The organism is Novosphingobium sp. (assembly GCF_039595395.1).
In the GTDB taxonomy this organism is placed as follows: domain Bacteria; phylum Pseudomonadota; class Alphaproteobacteria; order Sphingomonadales; family Sphingomonadaceae; genus Novosphingobium.
Genome location: NZ_JBCNLP010000001.1, coordinates 823560 through 843983, shown reverse-complemented (window position 1 = coordinate 843983; position 20424 = coordinate 823560). Strand labels below are relative to the sequence as shown.

Annotated in this window: 15 protein-coding genes; 2 read left to right on the top strand and 13 right to left on the bottom strand. The window is 66.8% G+C overall.

Features of this window, described 5'->3' with window-relative positions:
• Positions 1 to 120: 120 nt before the first annotated feature.
• From ABDW49_RS03950 to ABDW49_RS03935, 4 genes are all read right to left on the bottom strand, one after another.
• A complete protein-coding gene (locus tag ABDW49_RS03950) occupies positions 121 to 4398 on the bottom strand; it encodes a translocation/assembly module TamB domain-containing protein (protein WP_343609890.1) in 4278 nt (1425 codons plus the stop codon).
• On the bottom strand, positions 4398 to 6761 hold the full coding sequence (locus tag ABDW49_RS03945) for a BamA/TamA family outer membrane protein (protein ID WP_343609889.1): 2364 nt from the start codon (positions 6759 to 6761) through the stop codon (positions 4398 to 4400). The genes ABDW49_RS03950 and ABDW49_RS03945 overlap by 1 nt, the downstream gene beginning before the upstream one ends.
• 7 nt (positions 6762 to 6768) lie before the next feature.
• The gene (locus ABDW49_RS03940) at positions 6769 to 7683 is read right to left on the bottom strand and encodes an arginyltransferase (protein ID WP_343614120.1); all 915 of its coding nucleotides are present in this window, start codon (positions 7681 to 7683) and stop codon (positions 6769 to 6771) included.
• Between the two features lie 459 nt (positions 7684 to 8142).
• Entirely contained in the window at positions 8143 to 9354 is a 1212-nt protein-coding gene (locus ABDW49_RS03935) for a threonine ammonia-lyase (protein ID WP_343614118.1), read from the bottom strand.
• Between the two features lie 215 nt (positions 9355 to 9569).
• Here ABDW49_RS03935 and ABDW49_RS03930 point away from each other — a divergent pair, with 215 nt between their 5' ends.
• Together ABDW49_RS03930 and ABDW49_RS03925 are read left to right on the top strand one after the other, a co-directional pair.
• Positions 9570 to 10514 (top strand): NAD(P)-dependent oxidoreductase, encoded by a 945-nt coding sequence (locus ABDW49_RS03930; protein WP_343609888.1) that lies wholly within the window; start codon positions 9570 to 9572, stop codon positions 10512 to 10514.
• A 1-nt stretch (position 10515) separates the two neighbouring features.
• Positions 10516 to 12270, top strand: coding sequence for an amidohydrolase family protein (locus ABDW49_RS03925; protein WP_343609886.1), 1755 nt, complete (start codon positions 10516 to 10518; stop codon positions 12268 to 12270).
• Between the two features lie 241 nt (positions 12271 to 12511).
• On the opposite strand, the gene tatC is transcribed toward ABDW49_RS03925, so the two are convergent.
• From tatC to ABDW49_RS03880, 9 genes are all read right to left on the bottom strand, one after another.
• A complete protein-coding gene (tatC, locus tag ABDW49_RS03920) occupies positions 12512 to 13312 on the bottom strand; it encodes a twin-arginine translocase subunit TatC (protein WP_343609884.1) in 801 nt (266 codons plus the stop codon).
• A 36-nt stretch (positions 13313 to 13348) separates the two neighbouring features.
• Positions 13349 to 13795, bottom strand: coding sequence for a Sec-independent protein translocase protein TatB (gene tatB, locus ABDW49_RS03915; RefSeq protein WP_343609883.1), 447 nt, complete (start codon positions 13793 to 13795; stop codon positions 13349 to 13351).
• Between the two features lie 13 nt (positions 13796 to 13808).
• Positions 13809 to 14060 carry a twin-arginine translocase TatA/TatE family subunit gene (tatA, locus tag ABDW49_RS03910; RefSeq protein WP_343609882.1) on the bottom strand — a complete coding sequence of 84 codons (252 nt, stop codon included), beginning with the start codon at positions 14058 to 14060 and terminating at the stop codon, positions 13809 to 13811.
• Between the two features lie 112 nt (positions 14061 to 14172).
• Positions 14173 to 14778: an SMC-Scp complex subunit ScpB gene (scpB, locus tag ABDW49_RS03905; RefSeq protein WP_343609881.1), complete on the bottom strand. Its 606-nt coding sequence runs from the start codon at positions 14776 to 14778 to the stop codon at positions 14173 to 14175.
• Positions 14771 to 15571 carry a ScpA family protein gene (locus ABDW49_RS03900; RefSeq protein WP_343609880.1) on the bottom strand — a complete coding sequence of 267 codons (801 nt, stop codon included), beginning with the start codon at positions 15569 to 15571 and terminating at the stop codon, positions 14771 to 14773. Before ABDW49_RS03900 ends, scpB begins: the two co-directional genes overlap by 8 nt.
• Entirely contained in the window at positions 15568 to 16626 is a 1059-nt protein-coding gene (nagZ, locus tag ABDW49_RS03895) for a beta-N-acetylhexosaminidase (RefSeq protein WP_343609879.1), read from the bottom strand. Before nagZ ends, ABDW49_RS03900 begins: the two co-directional genes overlap by 4 nt.
• 321 nt (positions 16627 to 16947) lie before the next feature.
• Positions 16948 to 17877 carry an SPOR domain-containing protein gene (locus tag ABDW49_RS03890; RefSeq protein ID WP_343609877.1) on the bottom strand — a complete coding sequence of 310 codons (930 nt, stop codon included), beginning with the start codon at positions 17875 to 17877 and terminating at the stop codon, positions 16948 to 16950.
• A 3-nt stretch (positions 17878 to 17880) separates the two neighbouring features.
• Positions 17881 to 19623, bottom strand: coding sequence for an arginine--tRNA ligase (gene argS, locus ABDW49_RS03885; protein WP_343609876.1), 1743 nt, complete (start codon positions 19621 to 19623; stop codon positions 17881 to 17883).
• A 121-nt stretch (positions 19624 to 19744) separates the two neighbouring features.
• Positions 19745 to 20404, bottom strand: a complete 660-nt coding sequence (locus tag ABDW49_RS03880) for a hypothetical protein (RefSeq protein WP_343609875.1) — start codon at positions 20402 to 20404, stop codon at positions 19745 to 19747.
• Positions 20405 to 20424: the final 20 nt, after the last annotated feature.

Genomic DNA, 20424 nt, shown 5'->3' with positions numbered 1-20424 from the left:
ACCCGCCGCGCAGCGGCCTTAAAGCCTGCGGCGCCGCGACCTTGCTCCAGGGCCGAACCCAAAGCGCCACGTAGACAATAATGGGAGCGCGAGGGGGTAACCCCCTCGCATCTTCCCTTCTTAATAATCCTTACTCGCCCGAGCATTCACACTCTGCCGCCCGATGGTCGAAGCACTCCCCAACAGTGCCAGCCAGTTCGTCAAACGGAACTCCAGATTGGTCGCGGAGTAGCCCTTCCCGTCCGACACCAGCTCGGCATAGACGTGATGCGTCAGATACTTGCCCGCCGCCACGCCGGTCTGCTGCCCCGTGGTCACATCCGCCGAGACGATCCGCAGCCGGTCCAGCCCGATCGCCCGGCGCAGCTTGTTGATCGGGTCCACCCCGCCCCCGCCGTGCAAGGCCGCCAGCGCCGCCCCCAATTGCACCGCCTCGGGCGCGGAGATCTGCGTGATCGAATTGCCGAACAGCAGGCGCGAGAGCACCTCCTCCTCAGGCAGCGCGGGAATCGAGGAGAAGACGATATCGGGATGGTTTGCCGTCCCGCGCACATTCACGCTGGCGGTGATGCCCGAAACCGAGGAGCTGGCCATCATGTCCAGCCGTGGGTCGGGCGGGGCCGAGCCGTCGAAGGTAATCAGCCCGCGCGTCAGGTCGAAACGCTTGCCCGCGAACTCATAGATGCCCTCCACCATCCGCGCCTCGCCCGCGATGGCCGGGTTGTCCAGCGTGCCGCGCAGGCGGATCTTCGCGCCCCAGCGGCTGTCGAGCCCCATGCCGACGAGGCGGATGTTGCCCGGCCCCTCGGCATCGACCAGCAGGCGCCAGGGCATGTCCCGGCTGGTGTCGGGGGCGACGTCAGCGCGGCGATTGACCTCCTTGGTGGTGATCTGCGGCAGGCCCGCGGCGGCGGCGGCCTGCCCCAGCCGCCAGCGCGCGCCATCGATGGCGAGCCGCCCGGCCAGCGTCCCGCTCAGCCCGTCGGACATGATGCGCAAGGGGCCCGTGGCGACCAGCGCCAGATCGGTGCGGTTGATGAACTGCGCCTTGTTCCCCGCCAGCTTGAGGTCGAGCGACACGCCGCGATTCCCCCCGCCCGCCACCGGCCCCATGGAGGCGAAATCGACCGCCCCGCTGCCGACCACGCTGCCGCCATTGGCGGTCTGGCCCGAGAGGTTGGTCAGCGTCAGGCGCGAGCCGGAAAAGCTGCCGCGCGCGACGATCTGGCGGATATCGGTGCCGGTCACCGCGCTTTGCAGGCGCAGATTGTTGCCCGCCAGCGAGCCGCGAATATGCGGATCATAGAGGCTGCCGTCGATGTCGGCGGCAATGTCGATCGGCCCGGTGAGGTCGAAAGCGTCGAGCGCCATCAGCCGCCACAGCGCATCGGCGGGCCCGCCATAGCGCATCTGGCCCACCAGCCGCCCATGCGACAGCCTTGTTTCCAGCCCGCCATCGCCGCCCAACTGGTCGATGCGCGCCTGCAGGCGGCCGCGCACCTGCCCGTCCTCGCTGGCGATGGCGCGGGCTTCCAGAGTCTGTTCGCACAGCGCGCCGACCACCGCCAGATCGATCGGGCGCGAGGTGAGCGACAGGCCCGAGCGGGTCAGGCCCTTGATGGCCAGCGATCCTTCCGCGCTGGGCAGCCCTTCGCGGGCGCGATGCCACGCCAGATTGCCCGACACCTTGCCGCCCAGCCCAAGGTCGGAGAACACCACATCGCCCAGTGACAGCGGCATATCGGCGATACCGATCTTCATCTCGGTGGCGCCATTGCCGAAGCTGCCCTGCGCCACCACGCGGCCTCCGGCATAATCCACCTGAGCGGGCGCCAGTTGCCAGCCATTGCCGGTGCCGTCAGCGCGGCTCTGCGCGGTGAAGATCGCCCGGCGCGGCATGGCGATGCGCTGCCCGGCAAAGGTGCCGCCCGCGATCAGCGCCACCTTCCCCGGCCCGACATCGGCCAGCACATTGAGGTCGAAACGGCTGCCGCGCCGCCCGCCGATGCTGGCGGTGACCCGGCCCGAACCATCGGTCAGTTTCGCATGGGCATCCAGCTTGCCGACGAAGAGCCGTCCCTTGCCGATGCCCTGCGCCGCCACATCGACGCCGATGGTGGTATGCCCCTTGAGCACCAGCCCATTGGCGGTGACCCTGCCATTGGCGATGGAGAGCGGTTGATCCTGCCCGAAGCGCGCATTCTTCAGGTTCAGCACCAGATCGACGCCCTGTCCATTGGCCTGCGCATTCCGGGGTGCCAGCTTCAACGTGCCGCTCACCCCGCCGCCGCTCAGCGCGATATCGCCCTGCGCGCCCGCATCGCCCAGCGCCAGATCGCCGCTCAGCGTGGTCTGCGAGACCGTCATCCGCCGCAGCGAGAGGCGCGCGCCCTGCCCCCGCGCATCGAGCGCCAGCAGGCCGGAGAAGGGCCCCAGCGCCGACTGGCCCTGCACATCCACGCTGTACTGATCCTCGTCCTGCTGATGCAGCGCCAGTTGCACATCCTTCACCCCGGCATCGGGATAGGGATCGGCCAGATGAACCTGCACCGCCAGACCGGTTTCAGTCGCCACGCCCGGCTTGCCGCCCATCTGCACCTGCGCGGTGAAGGAACCATATTGCTCATGACGGCCCTGCCCGGTCAGCGCCAGCCGCCCGTCATCCCCGCGCTGGCCGGTGAAGCTCGCCGTGGCCAGCGGTGCGGTCAGCGTGCCGCGCGCCAGCACCAGATGACGATGCGGCCCGGCCTCCACCTGACCCGAGAAAGTCGCGCTTTCGCCAAAGATCCTGCTCAGCGCGCCCCCGTTCAGATGCGGCACGGCGCCCTTCACCGGCCCGGTCAGCCGCCATGGCGGGGCGCCCGGCGGGATCACCAGCTTCATGTTTCCAGTGGCATCCGCCGCGCCGATGCCCTGCACCGGCCAGCCATGCAGCCGCGCCTGACCCGTCAGCGTGATGCCCTCGACAGGCCGCCGGTCCAGCGCAAAGCGCAAGGCGGCATGGGCAAAGCGCATCTCCAGATCCTGCCCCTTCAGCACCTTGCCCTGAAGCGTCAGCACGCCTGCCGCCTTGCCGCGCACAAGCTGAGCATTGAGATCGGCATCATCGGTGACAATGCGCGAGGCCGCCAGCTCGACCGGACTGCGCCAGCCCCTGGCCCCCTCGCGCTTCGCCTTGCCCTGAGCGGCCAGCCCGGCGATCAGCACATCGTCGATCGTCAGCCCCTGCGTGACCAGCTTCCAGTCGGCCGCCAGCGTCGGCGCCTCGCCATCGAGCAACAGGTCGAGATGGGCGCCTTTCAGCCCGACATCCTTGTCCAGTTGCAAGGGCGCGCGGCCCGTCACCTCGATGGCCATATGGCGGAAGGCGCGCCCGGCGATATCCGCGCCGCCCTTGGCATTGATGGCCAGCTTGGCGCTCTGGGCCGAGGCGGTGCCGGTCAGCATGCGCTCGTCCAGACGAGCCTGCACCTTGAGCGCCACCTCGGGGCCGATCAGCGCGCGGTCCTCGACCGAAAGCAGCGGATCGGTCCACAGCCTGCCGCCCAGCGTATAGAGCCCCTGCCGCGCGGAGAGGTTGAGCGCCGCGATACGCTTGGCGCCTTGCGTGGCGGTCAGGTCACCGTCCCATGTGCTCCATGTGCCGCGCCCGCGGATATGCGCGCTGCGGTCCATCGTCGAATCGGTGAGCGCGGCCAGCAGCCCTCCGCGCGGCGCGGCATAATCCAGCGCCAGATCGAGACGGTTGCGGTTCTTGTCGATATCGACCAGCGCATCAAGCCGGTCGCCGCCACCCAGCCGCCCCTTGATGGCCAGATAGGCCGAAGCCCGCGACAGGCGCGCAGAGGCACGCAGATCGACGCGTCTTTCGCTGCCCAGCACCTCTTTCGCCACGGTCAGCCGCTCGATGGAGAGCGTGTCGATGCGCAGATCGCGGTCGGGCCAGCGCGGATTGCTGGGGCCGGTGTCGATGAAATGGGGCACACGGCTGAGCGTGCCGCGCCGGATCGCCAGCTTGCGGATATCCAGCCCGCGCTTCCAGAAATCGAGCGGGCGCCAGTCCAGCTCCACGGAGGGAATGCGCAGGAACACGCCGCGCGGATCGCGCAGCACCACGCCCGACAGCCGCGCATTGCCATAGACCGAGCCCTCGATCCGGGCGATTTCCACCTTCAGCCCATTGTCGAAGGTGATCTGGGCCAGCAGATCGGCCAGCAGGCGATGGCCGATTGACGAATCCAGCACCAGCACCGCCAGCCCCAGCGCCGCCACAAAGCCCAGCGGCAGACCCAGCAGATATTTCAGCCAGATGCGCAGCGGGATCGGCCACCACTTGCGGCGCGGCGCCGCCACAGGCGCGCCTTCCTCCACCGGAACCTCTGGCGTTTCATCCGCCATCAGAAGGCCTGACCCAGCGCCACGGCAATCGCCACCGGCCCATCGCCATGACGCGGGTTGAGCGGCGTGCCGATATCAAGCCGGATCGGGCCGAAGCTGGTCTTGTAACGCACACCCATGCCCGCGCCGTAACGCATATCGCGGAAACCGGGCAAGACCTGCGGATCAACACCGCCGCCATCGATAAAGGGCACAAGCTGGAAGCCGCCGCCGAACCACGGCGTGTCGACGCGCGCCTCCAGCGAGACCTCGTAAAGGCCGCGCCCGCCCTTGGGCTCGCCCAGATCGTTGCGCGGGCCGACCAGCTCATAGCCATAGCCGCGGATCGAGGCGCCGCCACCCGCGTAGAAACGCCGCGAGGGCGCCACATCGTTGAGATCGCCCGCCGTGATCGAGCCCAGACGGATGCGCCCGGCCAGTTCCACGCCCTTGCTCACCTTGTGATAGGCACTGGCATCGGCCTGAATCACCGCATAGGTCGCCCGGTCGCCGCGTGCGAAGGCGATTTCCGGCGAGACCCGCAGCGAGGCGCGCCAGCCCCTTTGCGGATCGAGCAGGCTGTCGGTCGCGTCGAAGGCGGCGCGCAGCGGCAAAGCGGTGGTGATGTATTGCGTGCGCCCGGTGGTGATGCCGCTGGGCACACCCTCGCGCTCGTCGGAGATTTCCGATTGCAGCCCCAGCGACCACACCCATGGCTTCTGGAACAGCAGCGTCGTCTGCCGCTCATAGGTCGCGGCGAAGGCCACCTTGCGCGCGGCGTAAGCGGTCAGCGTGGCATTGTCGCCATAGACATCGACCGTCAGCACGCGGTCGCGCCCGAGGAAGTTCGAGCGGCGGAAGGTGACCCCCGCCATCTGCTCATGCGTGCCCGCGATGCCGCGCAGGCGCAGCAGACCCTCGGGCGGGAAGAGGTTGCGATGCTCCCAGCTCGCGGCGAGGCGGAAGCCCTCGGCGGTATCATAGCCGATCTCGCCCGCGATGGTGTGCAAGGGGGCGGGCGTCATCGTCACATCGGTGGCGACGATACCCGGCACATCGGGTTGAGGCGCGGTTTCGACGCGCGGGGTGACCGTAACGCTGGAGACCAGCCCGGTGGCCAGCACGGCACGGCGGAAATCCTCGATCTCGCTGCGGCGCCAGAGCTGGCCCGGCTTGAAGCGGGCGATGTCCTGCAGGTGCCCGGCGGAGAGGAAATGCGGGCTGCCGCTGGTCACCTTGCCGAAGCGGTATTTGCCCTCGGGCGTGACCTCCAGCGCGAGGTCGCCTTCCTCGCGCGTGTGGTCGACGGTCAGTTCGGGGGCGCCGATCTTGGCGAAGGGATAGCCCGCCTCGCCAAGCGCGGCCTGCAGGCTGGTGATCCCCTCGGGAATGGCGTCGGCATGCAGCGCATCGCCGGTCTTGATCCCCAGCGAGTCGCGAAGCGCCGGAGCATCGGGCCCGGCATCGGCGAGATGGCCGGTCGAGATCTCGCCAAAGCGATAGCGCCGCCCTGGAATCAGATCAAAAGCCACCATCGGCGTGACGCCCGCCGCCGCCTCGGCCGGGGTGATGGAGCCGATGCTCTGCAGCACCTCGCCATCGTAATAGCCATAGACATGCAGCAGCCGCTCCAGCAGGGCGCGGTCGGTGGTGGCGCGCACCGCGATCTGCGGCAGCTCCTGATCGGGGGATTTGGGGTCGGCCTTCTGGCCCTTGAGCGGCTTGGGTTCGGGGGCGGCCAGAGCCGAAAGCTCATGGAAACGCGCCTCGAGCGCCACCCTTTCGGGAATCGCGACCGCCCATTCCAGCGTGTAATGGGCCTGCTCGGCGCGGCGCAGGCTGCGGGCATCGCGGTCGACCGGCACGGGGGGCGGGGTGACCTCCTCCTGCTTGTCGAGCGCGGCCAGTGCCGCCACGGCATCGCTCTCCTGCGAGAGGCTTTCGAGCGGGGGCAGTTGCAGATCGGGCCGGGGCCAGTCGAGCGAGAAGCCCGGCAGATCGGCCAAGGGCGAGGTGGCGCTGAGCGGCGGGCCATCCTGAGCTTGCGGCATGCCCTCCCCCGCGCCCGCGACGGGTTCGGGCGTGGCCGGGGGCGTATTTGTGGCCGGGGGCAGTTGGCGGGCCCAGTCCTCGGGTTTGGTGCGGGCGCTGTCGGGGATCAGGCTGCGCAGCTCGGCGTCGTCCTTGTCCTCCTCGTGCGGGGCGGAGGCGGTTGCCGGTTGGGCCGGCGTGTTCGCGGCAGGTGTGGCCTTCGCGGGCTCTCCGGTGGGAGCCATATCCTGAGCCCATGCCGGATGCGCCCCGCACGCCAGCATCATCAGCAGCAGACCACCGGTCAGCACGCCTTGCAGCAGCAGCGCATGCCGCCTGCCGCGCGCGCTCACGAAAAGCTCAGAAGGATCCGAAGGATGAAAAGCCGGACTGGTCGAGCGCAGGCATGGCTTCGGCCTGCAGAGCCTGAGCCGTCCCTGGCTCGACGCTGCCGTCCTTGGCGGGCAATCCGCTGTCACGCTGTCCGCCGCCACGTTGTCCACCTTGGCCAGCGGTGGCGGAGATAAGGCGGTCCTGCTCATCGGCGGACATGCGGCGCCAGCCGTCGCGCCCCAGCCGTTCGAGCGGGCGATAACGCACCTTGTACTGCATCCGCTCAGACCCTTCGACCCAATAGCCCAGATACACGAAGGGCAGGTCGTCCTGGGCGGCGCGGCGGATGTGATCGAGGATGATGTAATTGCCAAGCCCGGTCCGTGTTGCATGCTCCGGGTCGTAGAAGGAGTAAATCATCGACAACCCGTCGCCCTGTCGATCCGTAAGACACGCGCCGACCAGCCGACCCGTCCCCCCGTCCTCGCAAGGCTCCCTATATTCGATCACATAGCTGGTGACCGGCGTATGTTCCACCATATCGGCAAAATCGACTTCATCCATCGTCGCCATGCCGCCGCCGGGGTGGCGCGCGGCAAGATAACGCTGGAGCAAGCCGAACTGCTCTGCAGTGGACCAGGGATGGCAGACGGTGGCAACCAGATCGCTGTTGCGCTTGAGATTGCGCTTCTGCGTCGAGGACGGCTGAAACTCCGCCGCGGCGACTCGCACCGAGACACAGGCGGTGCAATCGGCACAGCTCGGCCGGTAAGCGACGGTCTGGCTGCGGCGGAAACCGATGCGGCCCAGCGCATCGTTCAAGGCATCGGCATTCGGGCCCTTCAGCTCGGTGAAGACCTTGCGTTCCTGACGGCCGGCCAGATACGGACACGGCGCCGGGCTCGTCACGAAGAAACGGGGAAAACGAACTTGTGCCGTCACGGTTGCCTGCTCGCGATCCTGTTGTTTCGGGGCCATGCTCCCCGCCAAGCAACGAGTATGCCCAATCGCGCAGATCTGTAAAAGACCCTTAACCACGCTTTCGGAAAGAACGCCCGCAAATCGGACATATCGCCTCGTTGCAGGACGGTTATGACACGAAAAAGTTAACGATGAGCGGAGGGGAGTTGCGGGGAAAATTTTGCAAGAAGAGACAATGCGAGGGCCATCGCCCTCGCGCTCCCTTTAATGTCGGCGTTGCGCATCGGGTTCGGCCTTGCGCAAAACTTGCCGCGCCGCAGGCTTTCAACGCGAGAAAGGCGCCGGAGCATTCCTGCCTGCGGCGCCCTTCTTGGTGCAGTTGGAGAGGCGGGGCGCACCCGATCGCGCCACCCCTACCCTATCGTCGGAAGACGTCATGGGAGCGCGAGGGGGTAACCCCCTCGCACTTATCTTCCTGACTTAATTCGGCTCCGCCTGATTCACCTCATACCCCTTGGCCCGCAGCGCCGCGATCAGAGCCGCGATCTGCCCGCCATCGCGTGCCTCGCATTCGATATCGGCGGTCAAACCCTTCGCTGGCAAATGGGTGAAGATGCGCTGGTGATAGACTTCGAGGATGTTGACCTGATGGCGGTCGAACTCCTCCATCACCTTGAACAGCGCGCCGGGGCGGTCCTGCAGCACCAGACGCAGACGCGCCAGACGGCCCGAACGCGCCAGATCGCGCAGCAGCACATTGGCCAGCAGACGCTGGTCGATGTTGCCGCCCGACAGGACGATGCCGACATTGCGCCCGGCAAACATCTCGCGGTTTTCCAGCACGGCGGCGAGGCCGGCGGCACCGGCGCCCTCCACCACGGTCTTCTCGATCTGGAGAAGGAGCGCGAGAGCATGCTCCATCGCCGATTCGTTCACCAGCACGAAGTCATCGAGCAGCCCGGCCAGCACCTTCTGGGTGAACTTGCCCGGCTCCTTGACGGCAATGCCCTCGGCCAACGTGTCGCCGCCGGTGGGCAGGCTGGCGCCCTTCAGCACATTGTACATGGAGGGGAACAGCTCCGCCTCGACGCCGATCAGGCCGATGTCGGGCTTGATGGCGCGGGCTGCCGTGCCCATGCCGCTGGCAAGGCCGCCGCCGCCGACGGGGATCACCAGCATGTCCAGCTCGGGCACGTCTTCCAGCATTTCCAGCGCGACGGTGCCTTGGCCAGCGGCCACGTTGGGCTCGTCGAAGGGATGGACGAAGGTCAGGCCAAGCTGCTTTTCCATGCTGCGCGCGAAAGCATAGGCCTCATCGAAGGTCTCGCCTTCCAGCACCACCTTGCCGCCCACGCTCTCGGTCTGCATCACCTTCACCGTGGGGGTGGTGCGCGGCATCACGATGGTCACGGGCACGCCAAGGCGCGTGCCGTGATACGACAGGCCTTGCGCATGGTTACCGGCGCTGGCGGCGATCACGCCGCGCTCGCGCTGTTCCTGGGTGAGAAGCAGAAGGGCATTGAGGGCGCCACGTTCCTTATAGGCGGCGGTGAATTGCAGGTTTTCAAACTTCAGCCACACATTGCAGCCGCAGATTTCCGACAGGGTGCGCGAATGGTCCATGTCGGTGCGCACGACATGCCCGCTAATTCGCCTGGCCGCCGCGCGGATGTCCTCGATCGTCAGGCGCATGTCCTGATGAACGTCGGTGCGAGAAGCCTCGGGCGATTGCGTAGCGGTGTCGTTCATAACCGCCGGGCCCTACGCCTCTGCGCGACATGCTTCAAGCACTTCCGCATGTGCAAAACATGCAAGAAAGGCCGCATTTTCCCAAGGGCGATGGTTCCCATTCCGGCAAAAGCCGCTATCAGATCGCCGACCCCCGAGTGTTTAGAAGGGACTTTGCCATGAGCGGGATCGAGGACACCACCTCCCAGCAGCAACAGCCCGCCGCTCCGCCGCGCCGTATCTCGGTGGTGGGGCTGGGTGTGATGGGATCGCCCATCGCGCGCCATCTGGCGCAGGCCGGCCATACGCTGACGATCTACAACCGCTCGCCCGACAAGGTGGCGGCATGGCGTGAGAAAAATCCCGAGCTTCAGGTGATCACCGCCCGCAGCCCCGGACAGGCCGCCGTGGGCGCCGATGTGGTCATAACCTGCGTGGGCAATGACGACGATCTGGCCGATGTGGTGCTGGGACCTCAGGGCCTGCTGCGCTCGATGCGGCCGGGCGCGCTGTTTATCGACCACACCACCGCCTCGGCGCGCATCGCCCGCCAGATCGCGGTGGAAGCGCGCGATCGCGAGGTGCACTGCGTCGACGCGCCCATGACCGGCGCCCAGCCCGGCGCCGAGGCAGGCACGCTCACGCTGATGTGCGGCGGCAAGCCCGCCGCCGTGGAGGAAGCCCGCGCCGTGATGCGCGCCTACGCGCGACGCATCGTGCATGTGGGCAAGCCGGGCACGGGTCAGGTCACCAAGATGATCAACCAGATCTGCATGACTGGCGTGCTGGCGGGGCTTTCCGAAGCCCTGCGTCTGGCGCAGGCCGAGCATCTCGACCTCGACCGCGTGCTCGAAGCGATCAGCGGCGGCGCGGCGCAGAGCTGGCAGATGGACAATCACTGGACCTCCATGGCGCGGGACGAGTTCGATTTCGGCCTGACGGTCGATCTGATGCGCAAGGATCTGGGGCTGGCGCTGGATGAGGGGCGCGGGCTTGGGCTCTCGCTGCCGATCACCGCGCTGATCGACCAGTTCTACGCCGATCTTCAGGCGATGGGCGCCGGCCGTCAGGACATCACCGCGCTGGTGCGCCGCCTGCCCCGCCGGGGCGTGCAGAAGGGATAATATGCGTTTTCGGGTTCTGACTGCCGCCTTGCTTGCCACGGTTCTGCCGGTTCAGGCCCATGCCGATGCGCTGATCGACCATGTGCGCGGCTTCACGCTGGATGAAAAGGGCGAGATCCAGCACTTCACCGGTCTGGTCATCGACAAGGAGGGCCGCGTCAAGCAACTGCTGCGCGATGGCGACAAACGCCCCGACAAGCTCGATTTCCTCACCGACGGCCATGATGCGGTGATGATGCCCGGCCTGATCGACGCCCATGCCCATGTGATGGGCATCGGCTTCAACGCGCTGACGCTGGACCTGTCGGACACGCATACGCTGGCCGAGGCCCAGGCGAAGATCGCCGCCTATGCCGCCAAATATCCGGGCCGCCCCTGGATCATCGGCGGCGGCTGGAATCAGGAAACCTGGGGCCTGGGCCGCTTCCCCACCGCCGCCGAACTGGACGCCGCCGTCAGCGACCGCCCCGTCTGGCTGGAGCGCGTCGATGGCCATGCTGGTTGGGCCAACTCCCGCGCGCTGGCGCTGGCAGGCATCACGGCAGCCTCCAAAGACCCCGCGGGCGGCCATATCGAGCGCCTTGCCGCGCCCTCCCCTGCCCCCACCCACCCAGCCCGGCCCGGCGTGAAGGGCGCAACCAGAGCCGCCCCCAAGGCGAGCCTTGGCGCCCCCGCCGGTGTGCTGGTCGATGCCGCCACCGCGCTGATGGCCAAGGCCGTGCCCCCGCCCCGCCCCGAGGACCGCGATCTGGCGCTCTCCACCGCCCAGACCATCCTGCTGCGCCACGGCGTCACCGCCGCCGCCGATATGGGCACCTCCATCGAGGACTGGCAGACGTTTCGACGCGCGGGCGATCTCGGCCGCCTGCGCGTCCGTATCATGTCCTATGCGCTGGGCACCGAGGCCATGGCGCTGATCGGCGGCCCCGGCCCCACACCATGGCTCTATGACGACCGCCTGCGCATGAATGGCGTGAAGCTGTTCCTCGACGGCGCGCTGGGCTCGCGCGGGGCATGGCTGAAGGCACCCTACGCCGACGCCCCCGGCACCACCGGCCTGCCGCAATTGAACGACGCCGCGCTCAAAAACCTGATGAGCCGCGCCGCGATGGATCACTTTCAGGTGGCCGTCCACGCCATCGGCGACGCCGCCAACAGCGAAGTCCTCGACGCCATCACCGAGATGGCCGATACCTACAAGGGCGACCGCCGCTGGCGCATCGAACACGCCCAGATCATCGCCCCGGAAGACTTCCCCCGCATCACGGATCTGAACAACCGCGCCGGGCATATCATCCTGAGCATGCAACCCACCCACGAAACCAGCGACCGCCTGATGGCCGAGGCCCGGCTGGGCCCGACGCGTCTGGCAGGCGCCTATGCGTGGAAGAGCGCCGCGGCGACGGGGGCCACCCTGGCCTTCGGGTCGGACGCTCCGGTGGAAGTGAGCGATCCCTTCGCCGGCATGGCCGCCGCGATCAGCCGTGTTGGCGCCGATGGGCAGCCCGCTGGCGGGTGGCAGCCCCAGGAAGTGGTGTCACGCACGCAGGCTCTGGCCGGATACACGACGAAAGCCGCCTATGCCGGGTTTGCCGAGGAGCATTTCGGGCGCTTGACCCCCGGTCAGCGCGCCGACTTCCTGTTGGTGGATCGGGATGTGATGACCGTGGCCCCCGCCGAGATTCGCGGGACGAAGATACTGCAGGTCTGGGTTGGCGGGTTGCCGGTGTTCAAGGTGGATGAGGATAAGAAATAAGGGGAAGATGCGAGGGCCATCGCCCTCGCGCTCCCTTTAATGTCTGCGTGGGCGCTACGGATTCGGCCTTGCGCCCAGCTTGCCGCGCCGCAGGCTTTAAACGCAAGAAAGGCGCCGAGGCTTTACTGCCTGCGGCGCCCTTACTTGGTGCAGGTGGAGAGCCGGGGCGCACCCGATCGGCCACCCCTGCCCATGCGTCGGAAGACGTTATGGGAGCGCGAGGGGGTAACCCCCTCGCTTTTCAACTTTCCTGAACTTCCACCACAGCTTCTGCAGCCTTAACTTTCGCATCCCGCTTCTCGGTGAACCACATAAAGATCATGGTCCCTTCGAAGAGGATCAGCAGCGGCACCGCCAGCATCAGCTGAGACGCCACGTCAGGCGGGGTCAGCAAAGCCGCCGCCGCCACGATCGCCACGATCACATAGCGGCGCGCGCCTGAAAGCTGGTCGCGTGTCACCAGCCCGGCGCGGTTCAGCAGCATCAGCAGCACGGGCAGCAGAAAGCTGATGCCGAAGGCGAAGATGAACTGCATCACCAGCGACAGGTAATCGCCGGTCGAGGGCAGCGCCTCCAGCTTCAGCCCGCCCATCTGGCCGCCAAAGCCAAGCAACCAGCGGAAGGCCTGCGGCATGACCACATAATAGGCCAGCGCGGCGCCCATCAGGAACAAGATCGGCGTGGCGATCAGGAAAGGCAGGAAAGCTTTCTTTTCCTTGGCGTAAAGGCCCGGAGCCACGAAGGCCCAGAGCTGGTTGGCCAGCACGGGGAAGGAGACGATGAACCCCGCGAACAGCGCCACTTTCAGCTCCACGAAGAAGGCTTCGTAAAGCTTGGTGTAGACCAGCCTGCCCTGTCCGTTGGGGAAAGCATTGGCCAGCGGGGCCACGAGAAAGGCGAAAATCTGCTTCACGAAATAGAAGCAGACGCCAAAGGAAATCGCCAGCGCGGCGATGCAGCGCATCAGCCGCGAGCGCAATTCTATCAGATGTTCGAGCAGCGGCGCCTGCGACTCGTCGATATCCTTGATTTCAAAGGCCATGCTGCTGGGAACTCACCGAGGATATTTGGAGCGGGATCAGGACAGGATTTCAGGCTGAGACGGGTTTTTGACCTCGCTGTGAGGCGCCTGGGTATGGGCCACCTCAGCATGCGCGACATCATGATGAGTCACGCTCGGCGCCACATCCTGATGCGCGGCGCCATGGCCTTCATGGCCCACCTCGCCCACGGAGAGCGGCTCGGTGGGAGCATGGGCGGTGACTTCGGACGGAAGGGCGGCCACGGGGGCCTGCGCTTTCATGATCGCCTCATTCTGCTCACGCCATTTCTTTTCCATGTCCTCCAGCTCGGCTTCGCGGATCATGGTTTCGATGCCGGAGCGGAAATGGCCGGAGATGCGGCGCATCTTGGCCATCCATTTGCCGGCCGCACGCATGGCGCGCGGCAAGTCCTTGGGGCCGATGACCACAACGGCCACCACCGCCGTCAGCAGAAATTCCGAAGGGTCGATGTCAAGAAACATGAAGCGGCGCGGCTCAGTTCTGGGTTGTGCCGGTTTCGCTCTGGTTCTTGACAGGCTCCGGGTTGGCGGGCGCCTGCGTGATCTGGGCAGGAGGCGCGGTGGGCGTGGGGGCGGCACGCGGCGTGCCGTCCTCGTTCATACCTTCCTTGAAGCTTTTGATTCCCTTGCCGAAATCACCCATCATTTCGGAAATGCGGCCCTTGCCGAACAGCACCAGCACCACAAGTGCCAGCACGATCAGATGCGGAAGCGACAGACCCATCATTGTTCTTGCTCCAAATAACTCGCCGGGCACCATGAGTTACACCGGCGCCTCTCACCATCCCTATCTAGGGACTTTCTTGTCCTTCCGCCAGTGGTCTGCGCGTATAGGATGTTCAGGATGGGTCAGATGCCCCATCGTCAGGCTCAACCGCATGATCGGCTGTGGGCGTTTTTCCCGCCATGGCCTCCTCGAAAGCGTCCTCCACCGGATCGAGCAGGCCCGCCGCGCGCAGATCGTCGATGCCCGGCAGATCGCGGCGGCTGGCAAGGCCGAAATGGGCGAGGAAGGCCGGGGTGGTGGCATAGATCACCGGTCGCCCCGGCACTTCACGGCGCCCGGCGGCGCGCACCCAGCCTGCCTCCATCAGCACGTCGAGCGTGCCGCGCGCGGTCTGCACCCCGCGGATCGATTCGATTTCCGCGCGGCTGACCGGCTCGTGATAGGCAATCACCGCCAGACATTCGGTGGCGGCGCGCGAGAGCTTGCGCGGCTCCTCATGCTCGCGCCGCAGGATATGGGCCAGATCGGGCGCGGTCTGGAAATGCCAGCGCCCGCCGCGCTCCACGAGGTTGATGCCCCGCGTGGCGTAATGCTCGGCCAGCGCCGCCAAGGCTGGCTTCACCGCCACGCCGCCGAGGTGATTGGCCAGAGCCTCGGGCGTCACCGGATCGGTGGCGGCGAAAAGGGCGGCCTCGACGGCGCGCATCACCTCATCCATGACCGGCGATCCGGCGCATCTGCAGGGGGCCGAAACATTCTTCCTGCACCAGTTCCACCTTGCCCTGCTTGGCCAGTTCCAGCGCGGCCAGAAAGCTGGAAGCCAGCGCCGAGCGCCTTAGCCTCCGGTCCTCCCATTCGCCGCTGCTGGCGGGCAGGAAATCCTCCAACACCATCCAGTCGAGCGTTACGCCCAGCATCGCGCTGACCCGCGCCAGTGCCGCATCCAGCGTCATCACCTTGCGGTCGCGCACCATATGGACCACCGGCGCGCTGCGCGCCTTGATCTGGCCGTAAGCCTGCACCAGCGAGAACCAGTCGCATTGCCACAGCGCCTTGCGGTCCACCCGCCAGCCCTCGGGCGCGCCGCGCTGGAACGTGTCGCGGCCCAGACGGTCGCGCCCCATCAGCCGCGCGGCGGCCTCGCGCATGGCGGCCAGCCGTTGCAGGCGCAGATGGAGGCGCAGGGCCAGTTCCTCGGGGCTGGGGTCTTCCTGCTCCTCCTTGGGCAGCAGCATCGCCGATTTGAGATAGGCCAGCCACGCCGCCATCACCAGATAATCGGCGGCAACCTCCAGCTTGAGCGCCTCGGCCTGCTCGATAAAGGCCAGATACTGGTCGACCAGATCGAGGATCGGGATGGTCTTGAGATCGACCTTCTGCCGCCGGGCCAGATCGAGCAGCAGATCGAGCGGCCCCTCCCAACTGTCAAAGGCGAGATAAAGCGCACCCTCCTGAGGCGTCCCCGCCAACTCCGGCCCATCGAGCCCGTCAAGCAAGGTTGCCTCGTTCATACCCTGTAGGCCGTGGGATCGGCGCCCGAGGCCAGATCCGCGCCCGCCAGCGCCAGCAGCGCATCGCGCTTGGCCCACAGCTCCGCCTGAAGCGCGCCATCCAGCGCCTGAGGCACCCGCGTTTCCGCCAGAGCCCGCTCCAGCCGCGCCGCGCCCTGCGCTGTGATCCCCGGCACCGCTGCGGCGATGGACTGCATATCGGCAATCGTGCCCCAGCAGTTGAGCACCACATCGCAGCCCGCCGCCAGCGACGCGCTGGCCTTTTCGGCAATCGTTCCGCTCAGCGCCTTCATATCCAGATCGTCGGTCATCAGCAGGCCGTCGAAGCCGATGTTGTCGCGGATGATGGTCTGGATGATGGTGGGCGACACCGTCGCCGGGCGCTCCGCATCCCACACCGGGAAGAGGATATGCCCCGTCATCGCCGCCGGAGCGCCCTTCAGCGCGCGAAACGGCGCCAGATCCTGCGCAAGCGCGGCCTCGTCGGCATCGACGCGCGGCAGGGCCTTGTGGCTGTCCGCCCCGGCGCGGCCATGGCCCGGCATATGCTTGACGCAGCCCGCCACGCCCGCCAGCGCCAGCCCCTCCAGAATGGCGCGGCCAAGGGCGGCGACCTGCCTGGGCTCCTCGCCCAGCGCCCGGTCCCCGATCACATCATGCGCGCCCGGCACCCGCACATCGACGCAGGGCCAGCAATCCATGCTGATGCCAACCTCGGCCAGATCCATGCCCAAAGCCTGAGCATGCACCCGCGCCGCCTCGATCGCGCTGGCCGGAGCGAGCTGCCACAGGCGCGCAAACGCCTCCCCCGCCGGATAGCGCGACCACTCAGGCGGCTTCATCCGCGCAACGCGCCCGCCCTCCTGATCAATCGAGATCAGCAGGCGGTCCCGGCCATGAATGGAGCGCAGATCATCGGTCAGCGCGCGCAGTTGCTCGCGGTCCGCCACGTTGCGAGCGAACAGAATATAGCCCGCCGGATCCGCATCGCGGAAAAAAGCGCGCTCGTCAGCGGTCATGGTGTGGCCCGAAAGGCCGAAAATCGCGGGAAGCATGAGGGATTTTTCGCAAACTTGAAGGTTTTGCGCAAGTTTTCAGGGGTGGGAAGAAGGGGATTAAACAAGGAAGAATAAATGCGAGGGTCATAACCCTCGCGCTCCCTTTAATGTCTGCGTAGCGCCAAGGGTTCAGCGACAGAGCAACGTCGCAGCGCCGCAGGCAGTTTTGCCCGCCCAGCGCTATCGGATTGAAAGCCTGCGGCGCCATATGCTGCGCAGGTAGAGAGCCGGAGCGCACCAATTCGGCTCCCCTGCCCGTGTGTCGGAAGACGTTATGGGAGCGCGAGGGGGTAACCCCCTCGCATCTTCCCTTTTAACTCAATGCTTAACCTGACAGGGAATCCCTTCAGCCTTCAGCTTCCCGCACAGCGCACTGCCACCGCCAGCCGAGGCCAGCAACTGCAGACGGAACACCGTACCGATATCCGACTGACCCTGAACGATCCGATGGTTCATGCCCTTGAGCATCTCATGCTGCTGCACAAGGTGATCCCAGCCCGAGCGTGCCTGAGTCTCGTTCGAATAGGCGGCAATCTGCACCACCCCGCCAGCGGGCCCCGCATCCTCGGCCGCGGCGGCAGGCGCGGCGGCGGACGGCTTGGCCTCGGGTTTGGCGTCAGCCTTGGGCGCTTCGATCGGCGCGGCGGGCTTGGGCGCGCCATCGCCGGCGGCGAGCTGGGCGGGATGGTCCTTGCCCTGCGCCGCGGCGAAGCTGGAATCGCCGGTGCCTTCGAACTGCTTGCCGCCGGGATTGGCGGGAGCCTGCTTGTAGGGCTGGTCGGAGGCGCCGATCAGGCCGCCGTCGGCCACGGGGGCCGCGCCATCCTTGCGGTGGGTGAAGGCGAAGACGCCGCCCACCACCACGGCCAGCAGCAGGATGCCGCCCACCACGGCGGCGATCACGCGGCGGTGATCGACGGCATAGTAATCCTCCTCATCCCCGGCATTGTCGAGCCAGGGCAGACGGTCGCGGTCCTGCAGGTTGAGCGTGTCCGCAGGCGTGGCGGCCCCGGCATGAGCGCCGCCCAGCGCGGCAACCGCCTCGCCATGGTCGTCCCAATTGTGCTTGTCCCAGGCCTGCTCGGCCCAGTTGTCACCCGCCTGATGGAGCTGATCCGGAGTCTGGGCAGCCCATTCCTGTCCGTGCTCGCCAGCCTTTTTGGCCAGCGCGTCGCGGGCATCGTTCAGCCAGTGTTCGCCCTGAGGCTGCGCCGATGCGGAAGGATTGCTCTCATTCTCACCCGACATGGATTACATCTCCTCCACGGCCTCGACGCCCAGCAGAGCCAGGCCATTGCGCACAACCTGCCCGATTTGCGTGCCGAGGAAAAGCCGTGCTGTCGTCAATGCACCATTCTGGGGCAGGATGAAGCGCTTATCGGGCCGATCGTTGCCGACATTCCAGTAGGAATGGAAGGCCGAGGCCACATCGGCCAGGAAGAAGGCGATGCGATGCGGCTCGCGCGCGACGGCGGCGGCTTCCACGATGCGGGGGAACTGCGCGATCAGCTTGACCAGGGCCAGCTCTTCCTCGCCCAGATCGGCAATGGCGTCGGGCGCGGGGGCGAAGCCCTCGGCCGCCGCCTTGCGCAGCGTGGAGCGGATGCGGGCATGGGCATATTGCAGATAGAAGACGGGGTTATCCTTGGAGGCTTCAACCACCTTGGCGAAGTCGAAGTCCATCTGGGCCTCGGGCTTGCGGGTGAGCATGGTGAAGCGCACGACATCCTTACCGACCTCCTTCACCACATCGGCCAGCGTCACGAAGGTGCCCGAACGCTTGGACATTTTGACGGGTTCGCCATTGCGGAGAAGCGCAACCATCTGGACCAGCTTGACCTCGAACGGCGTGGCCTTGCCCTTGGCACCCGTCATGGCGGCGACGGCGGCCTTGATGCGCTTGACCGTACCCGCGTGATCGGCGCCCCAGATGTCCACCAGCGCGTCGGCGGTCTGGGCCTTCTGGAAGTGATAGGCCAGATCGGCGCCGAAATAGGTCCATGTGCCGTCGGACTTCTTGATCGGGCGGTCCTGATCGTCGCCGAATTTGGTGCTGCGGAACAGCGGCAGGGCGACGGGCTCCCAATCGTCGGGCAGCTTGCCCTTGGGGGCTTCCAGCTCGCCATCATAGACCAGATCCTGCGAGCGCAGCCAGGCCTCGGCCTCCTCGGGCTTGCCTGCGGCCTGAAGTTCGGCCTCCGACGAGAAGAGGTCGTGCTTGATGCCCAGCAGCGCCAGATCCTCGCGGATCATGTCCATCATCGTGGCCACGGCCTTGACGCGGAAGATCGCCAGCCATTCCGATTCCGGTGCATCGACATACTTGTCGCCAAACTCGGCGGCCAGCGCCTGACCCACGGGGATCAGATAATCGCCGGGATAGAGCCCCTCGGGGATCGCGCCGACCTCGATGCCCAGCGCCTCGCGGTAACGGATGTGGGCCGAGCGGGCCAACACCTGCACCTGAGCGCCCGCATCGTTCACGTAATACTCGCGGATCACCTTGTGCCCGGCATATTCCAGCAGGCTGGCCAGAGCATCGCCCACCACCGCGCCGCGACAATGGCCCATATGCATGGGGCCGGTCGGGTTGGCCGAGACATATTCCACATTGACCGTGGTGCCCTGCCCCATGGCGCTGCGCCCGTAATCGTCGCCCAGCGCGGCGATGGCGCGCAGCTCATCGAGCCATGCCGAGTCAGCGAGGCGCAGGTTGATAAAGCCGGGCCCGGCGATCTCGGCGCTCTTCACCAGATCGAGCTTTTCCAGCTCCGCCACCAGCGCCGTTGCCAGCGCGCGCGGATTGGTGCCCGCAGGCTTGGCCAGCACCATGGCGGCATTGGTCGCCAGATCGCCATGCGTGACATCGCGCGGCGGCTCCACCGTCACGGCGGCGCGGTTGAGGCCGGCAGGCAGCGTGCCCGCCGCCTCCAGAGCATCGAGCGCGGCGGCGACATGGCTCGCAAAGGCGGCATGCAGGGTCTGGGTGGTCATAGCGGAAGCCTGTTCATGAACAATCGGGCGTGAAAGCCCCAAAAACGATCAGCCCCAGCGCCTAAACGGACGCCGGGGCCAATGGCAAGGATTAAGCGGAACGAGACCCGTCCCGCGAAGATCATCGGGTTACGTTGTAGCCAAGCTGGGCGTCCGACAACTGGAAGCCCACCAGCACCTCGAAGGTGGCCTTGTTGACCGCCGCCAGCACGGCGGGATCGGCCAGCGGATCGATCGCGGCATCGGCCTCGCCCGACTTGCGGGGGCGCACGATGCGGTCGTGGATCGCGCGGTCCAGCGTAGCTTCCTTCTTGTCGATGGTGGCGGTGCCGTCGGCGGTGGTTTCCGCGCGGTCCTGGCCATCGGCGAAATGGACGGTGGCGCTGCCCAGGCTCTTGGCGATCACCACGCGGCCGCCGCGCATCACGGTGAAGAAATAGGGCAGCGTCACATCGCGGGCGCCATGCGCGTCGGCGCGGCGCACCTGCACCTTGAAGGTGACATGCGACTGCACCGGGCTGGCCTTTTCGTCGCAGGAGGGGCGCACTTCGGTGATGGCCGCGACCAGATCGATGTCCTTCGCGTCGGACGAGCCGGGCACGCGGAAGGTGGTCATGTCGCCGGTGCCATTGGCGATGCCCACGGCCGGGCAGGTCGAGCGCACGGCGGTGATGCCCACGCCCTCGTCCACCACCAGCTCACCCTTGCCGGAGCAGCCCGCCAGCAGGGCACAGGCCGTTCCAGCAGCAAGAACGGGCATCAAACGGGGACGAAAATGCATTCTCACATTCCTTGGAAGTC

Coding starts and splice junctions, on each gene's coding strand:
- ABDW49_RS03950 (WP_343609890.1), bottom strand. CDS start 4,398: ATGGCGGATGAAACGCCAGAGGTTCCGGTGGAGGAAGGCGCGCCTGTG.
- ABDW49_RS03935 (WP_343614118.1), bottom strand. CDS start 9,354: ATGCGCCTGACGATCGAGGACATCCGCGCGGCGGCCAGGCGAATTAGC.
- ABDW49_RS03930 (WP_343609888.1), top strand. CDS start 9,570: ATGAGCGGGATCGAGGACACCACCTCCCAGCAGCAACAGCCCGCCGCT.
- ABDW49_RS03925 (WP_343609886.1), top strand. CDS start 10,516: ATGCGTTTTCGGGTTCTGACTGCCGCCTTGCTTGCCACGGTTCTGCCG.
- tatC (WP_343609884.1), bottom strand. CDS start 13,312: ATGGCCTTTGAAATCAAGGATATCGACGAGTCGCAGGCGCCGCTGCTC.
- tatB (WP_343609883.1), bottom strand. CDS start 13,795: ATGTTTCTTGACATCGACCCTTCGGAATTTCTGCTGACGGCGGTGGTG.
- tatA (WP_343609882.1), bottom strand. CDS start 14,060: ATGATGGGTCTGTCGCTTCCGCATCTGATCGTGCTGGCACTTGTGGTG.
- scpB (WP_343609881.1), bottom strand. CDS start 14,778: ATGGATGAGGTGATGCGCGCCGTCGAGGCCGCCCTTTTCGCCGCCACC.
- ABDW49_RS03900 (WP_343609880.1), bottom strand. CDS start 15,571: ATGAACGAGGCAACCTTGCTTGACGGGCTCGATGGGCCGGAGTTGGCG.
- nagZ (WP_343609879.1), bottom strand. CDS start 16,626: ATGCTTCCCGCGATTTTCGGCCTTTCGGGCCACACCATGACCGCTGAC.
- ABDW49_RS03890 (WP_343609877.1), bottom strand. CDS start 17,877: ATGTCGGGTGAGAATGAGAGCAATCCTTCCGCATCGGCGCAGCCTCAG.
- argS (WP_343609876.1), bottom strand. CDS start 19,623: ATGACCACCCAGACCCTGCATGCCGCCTTTGCGAGCCATGTCGCCGCC.
- ABDW49_RS03880 (WP_343609875.1), bottom strand. CDS start 20,404: ATGCATTTTCGTCCCCGTTTGATGCCCGTTCTTGCTGCTGGAACGGCC.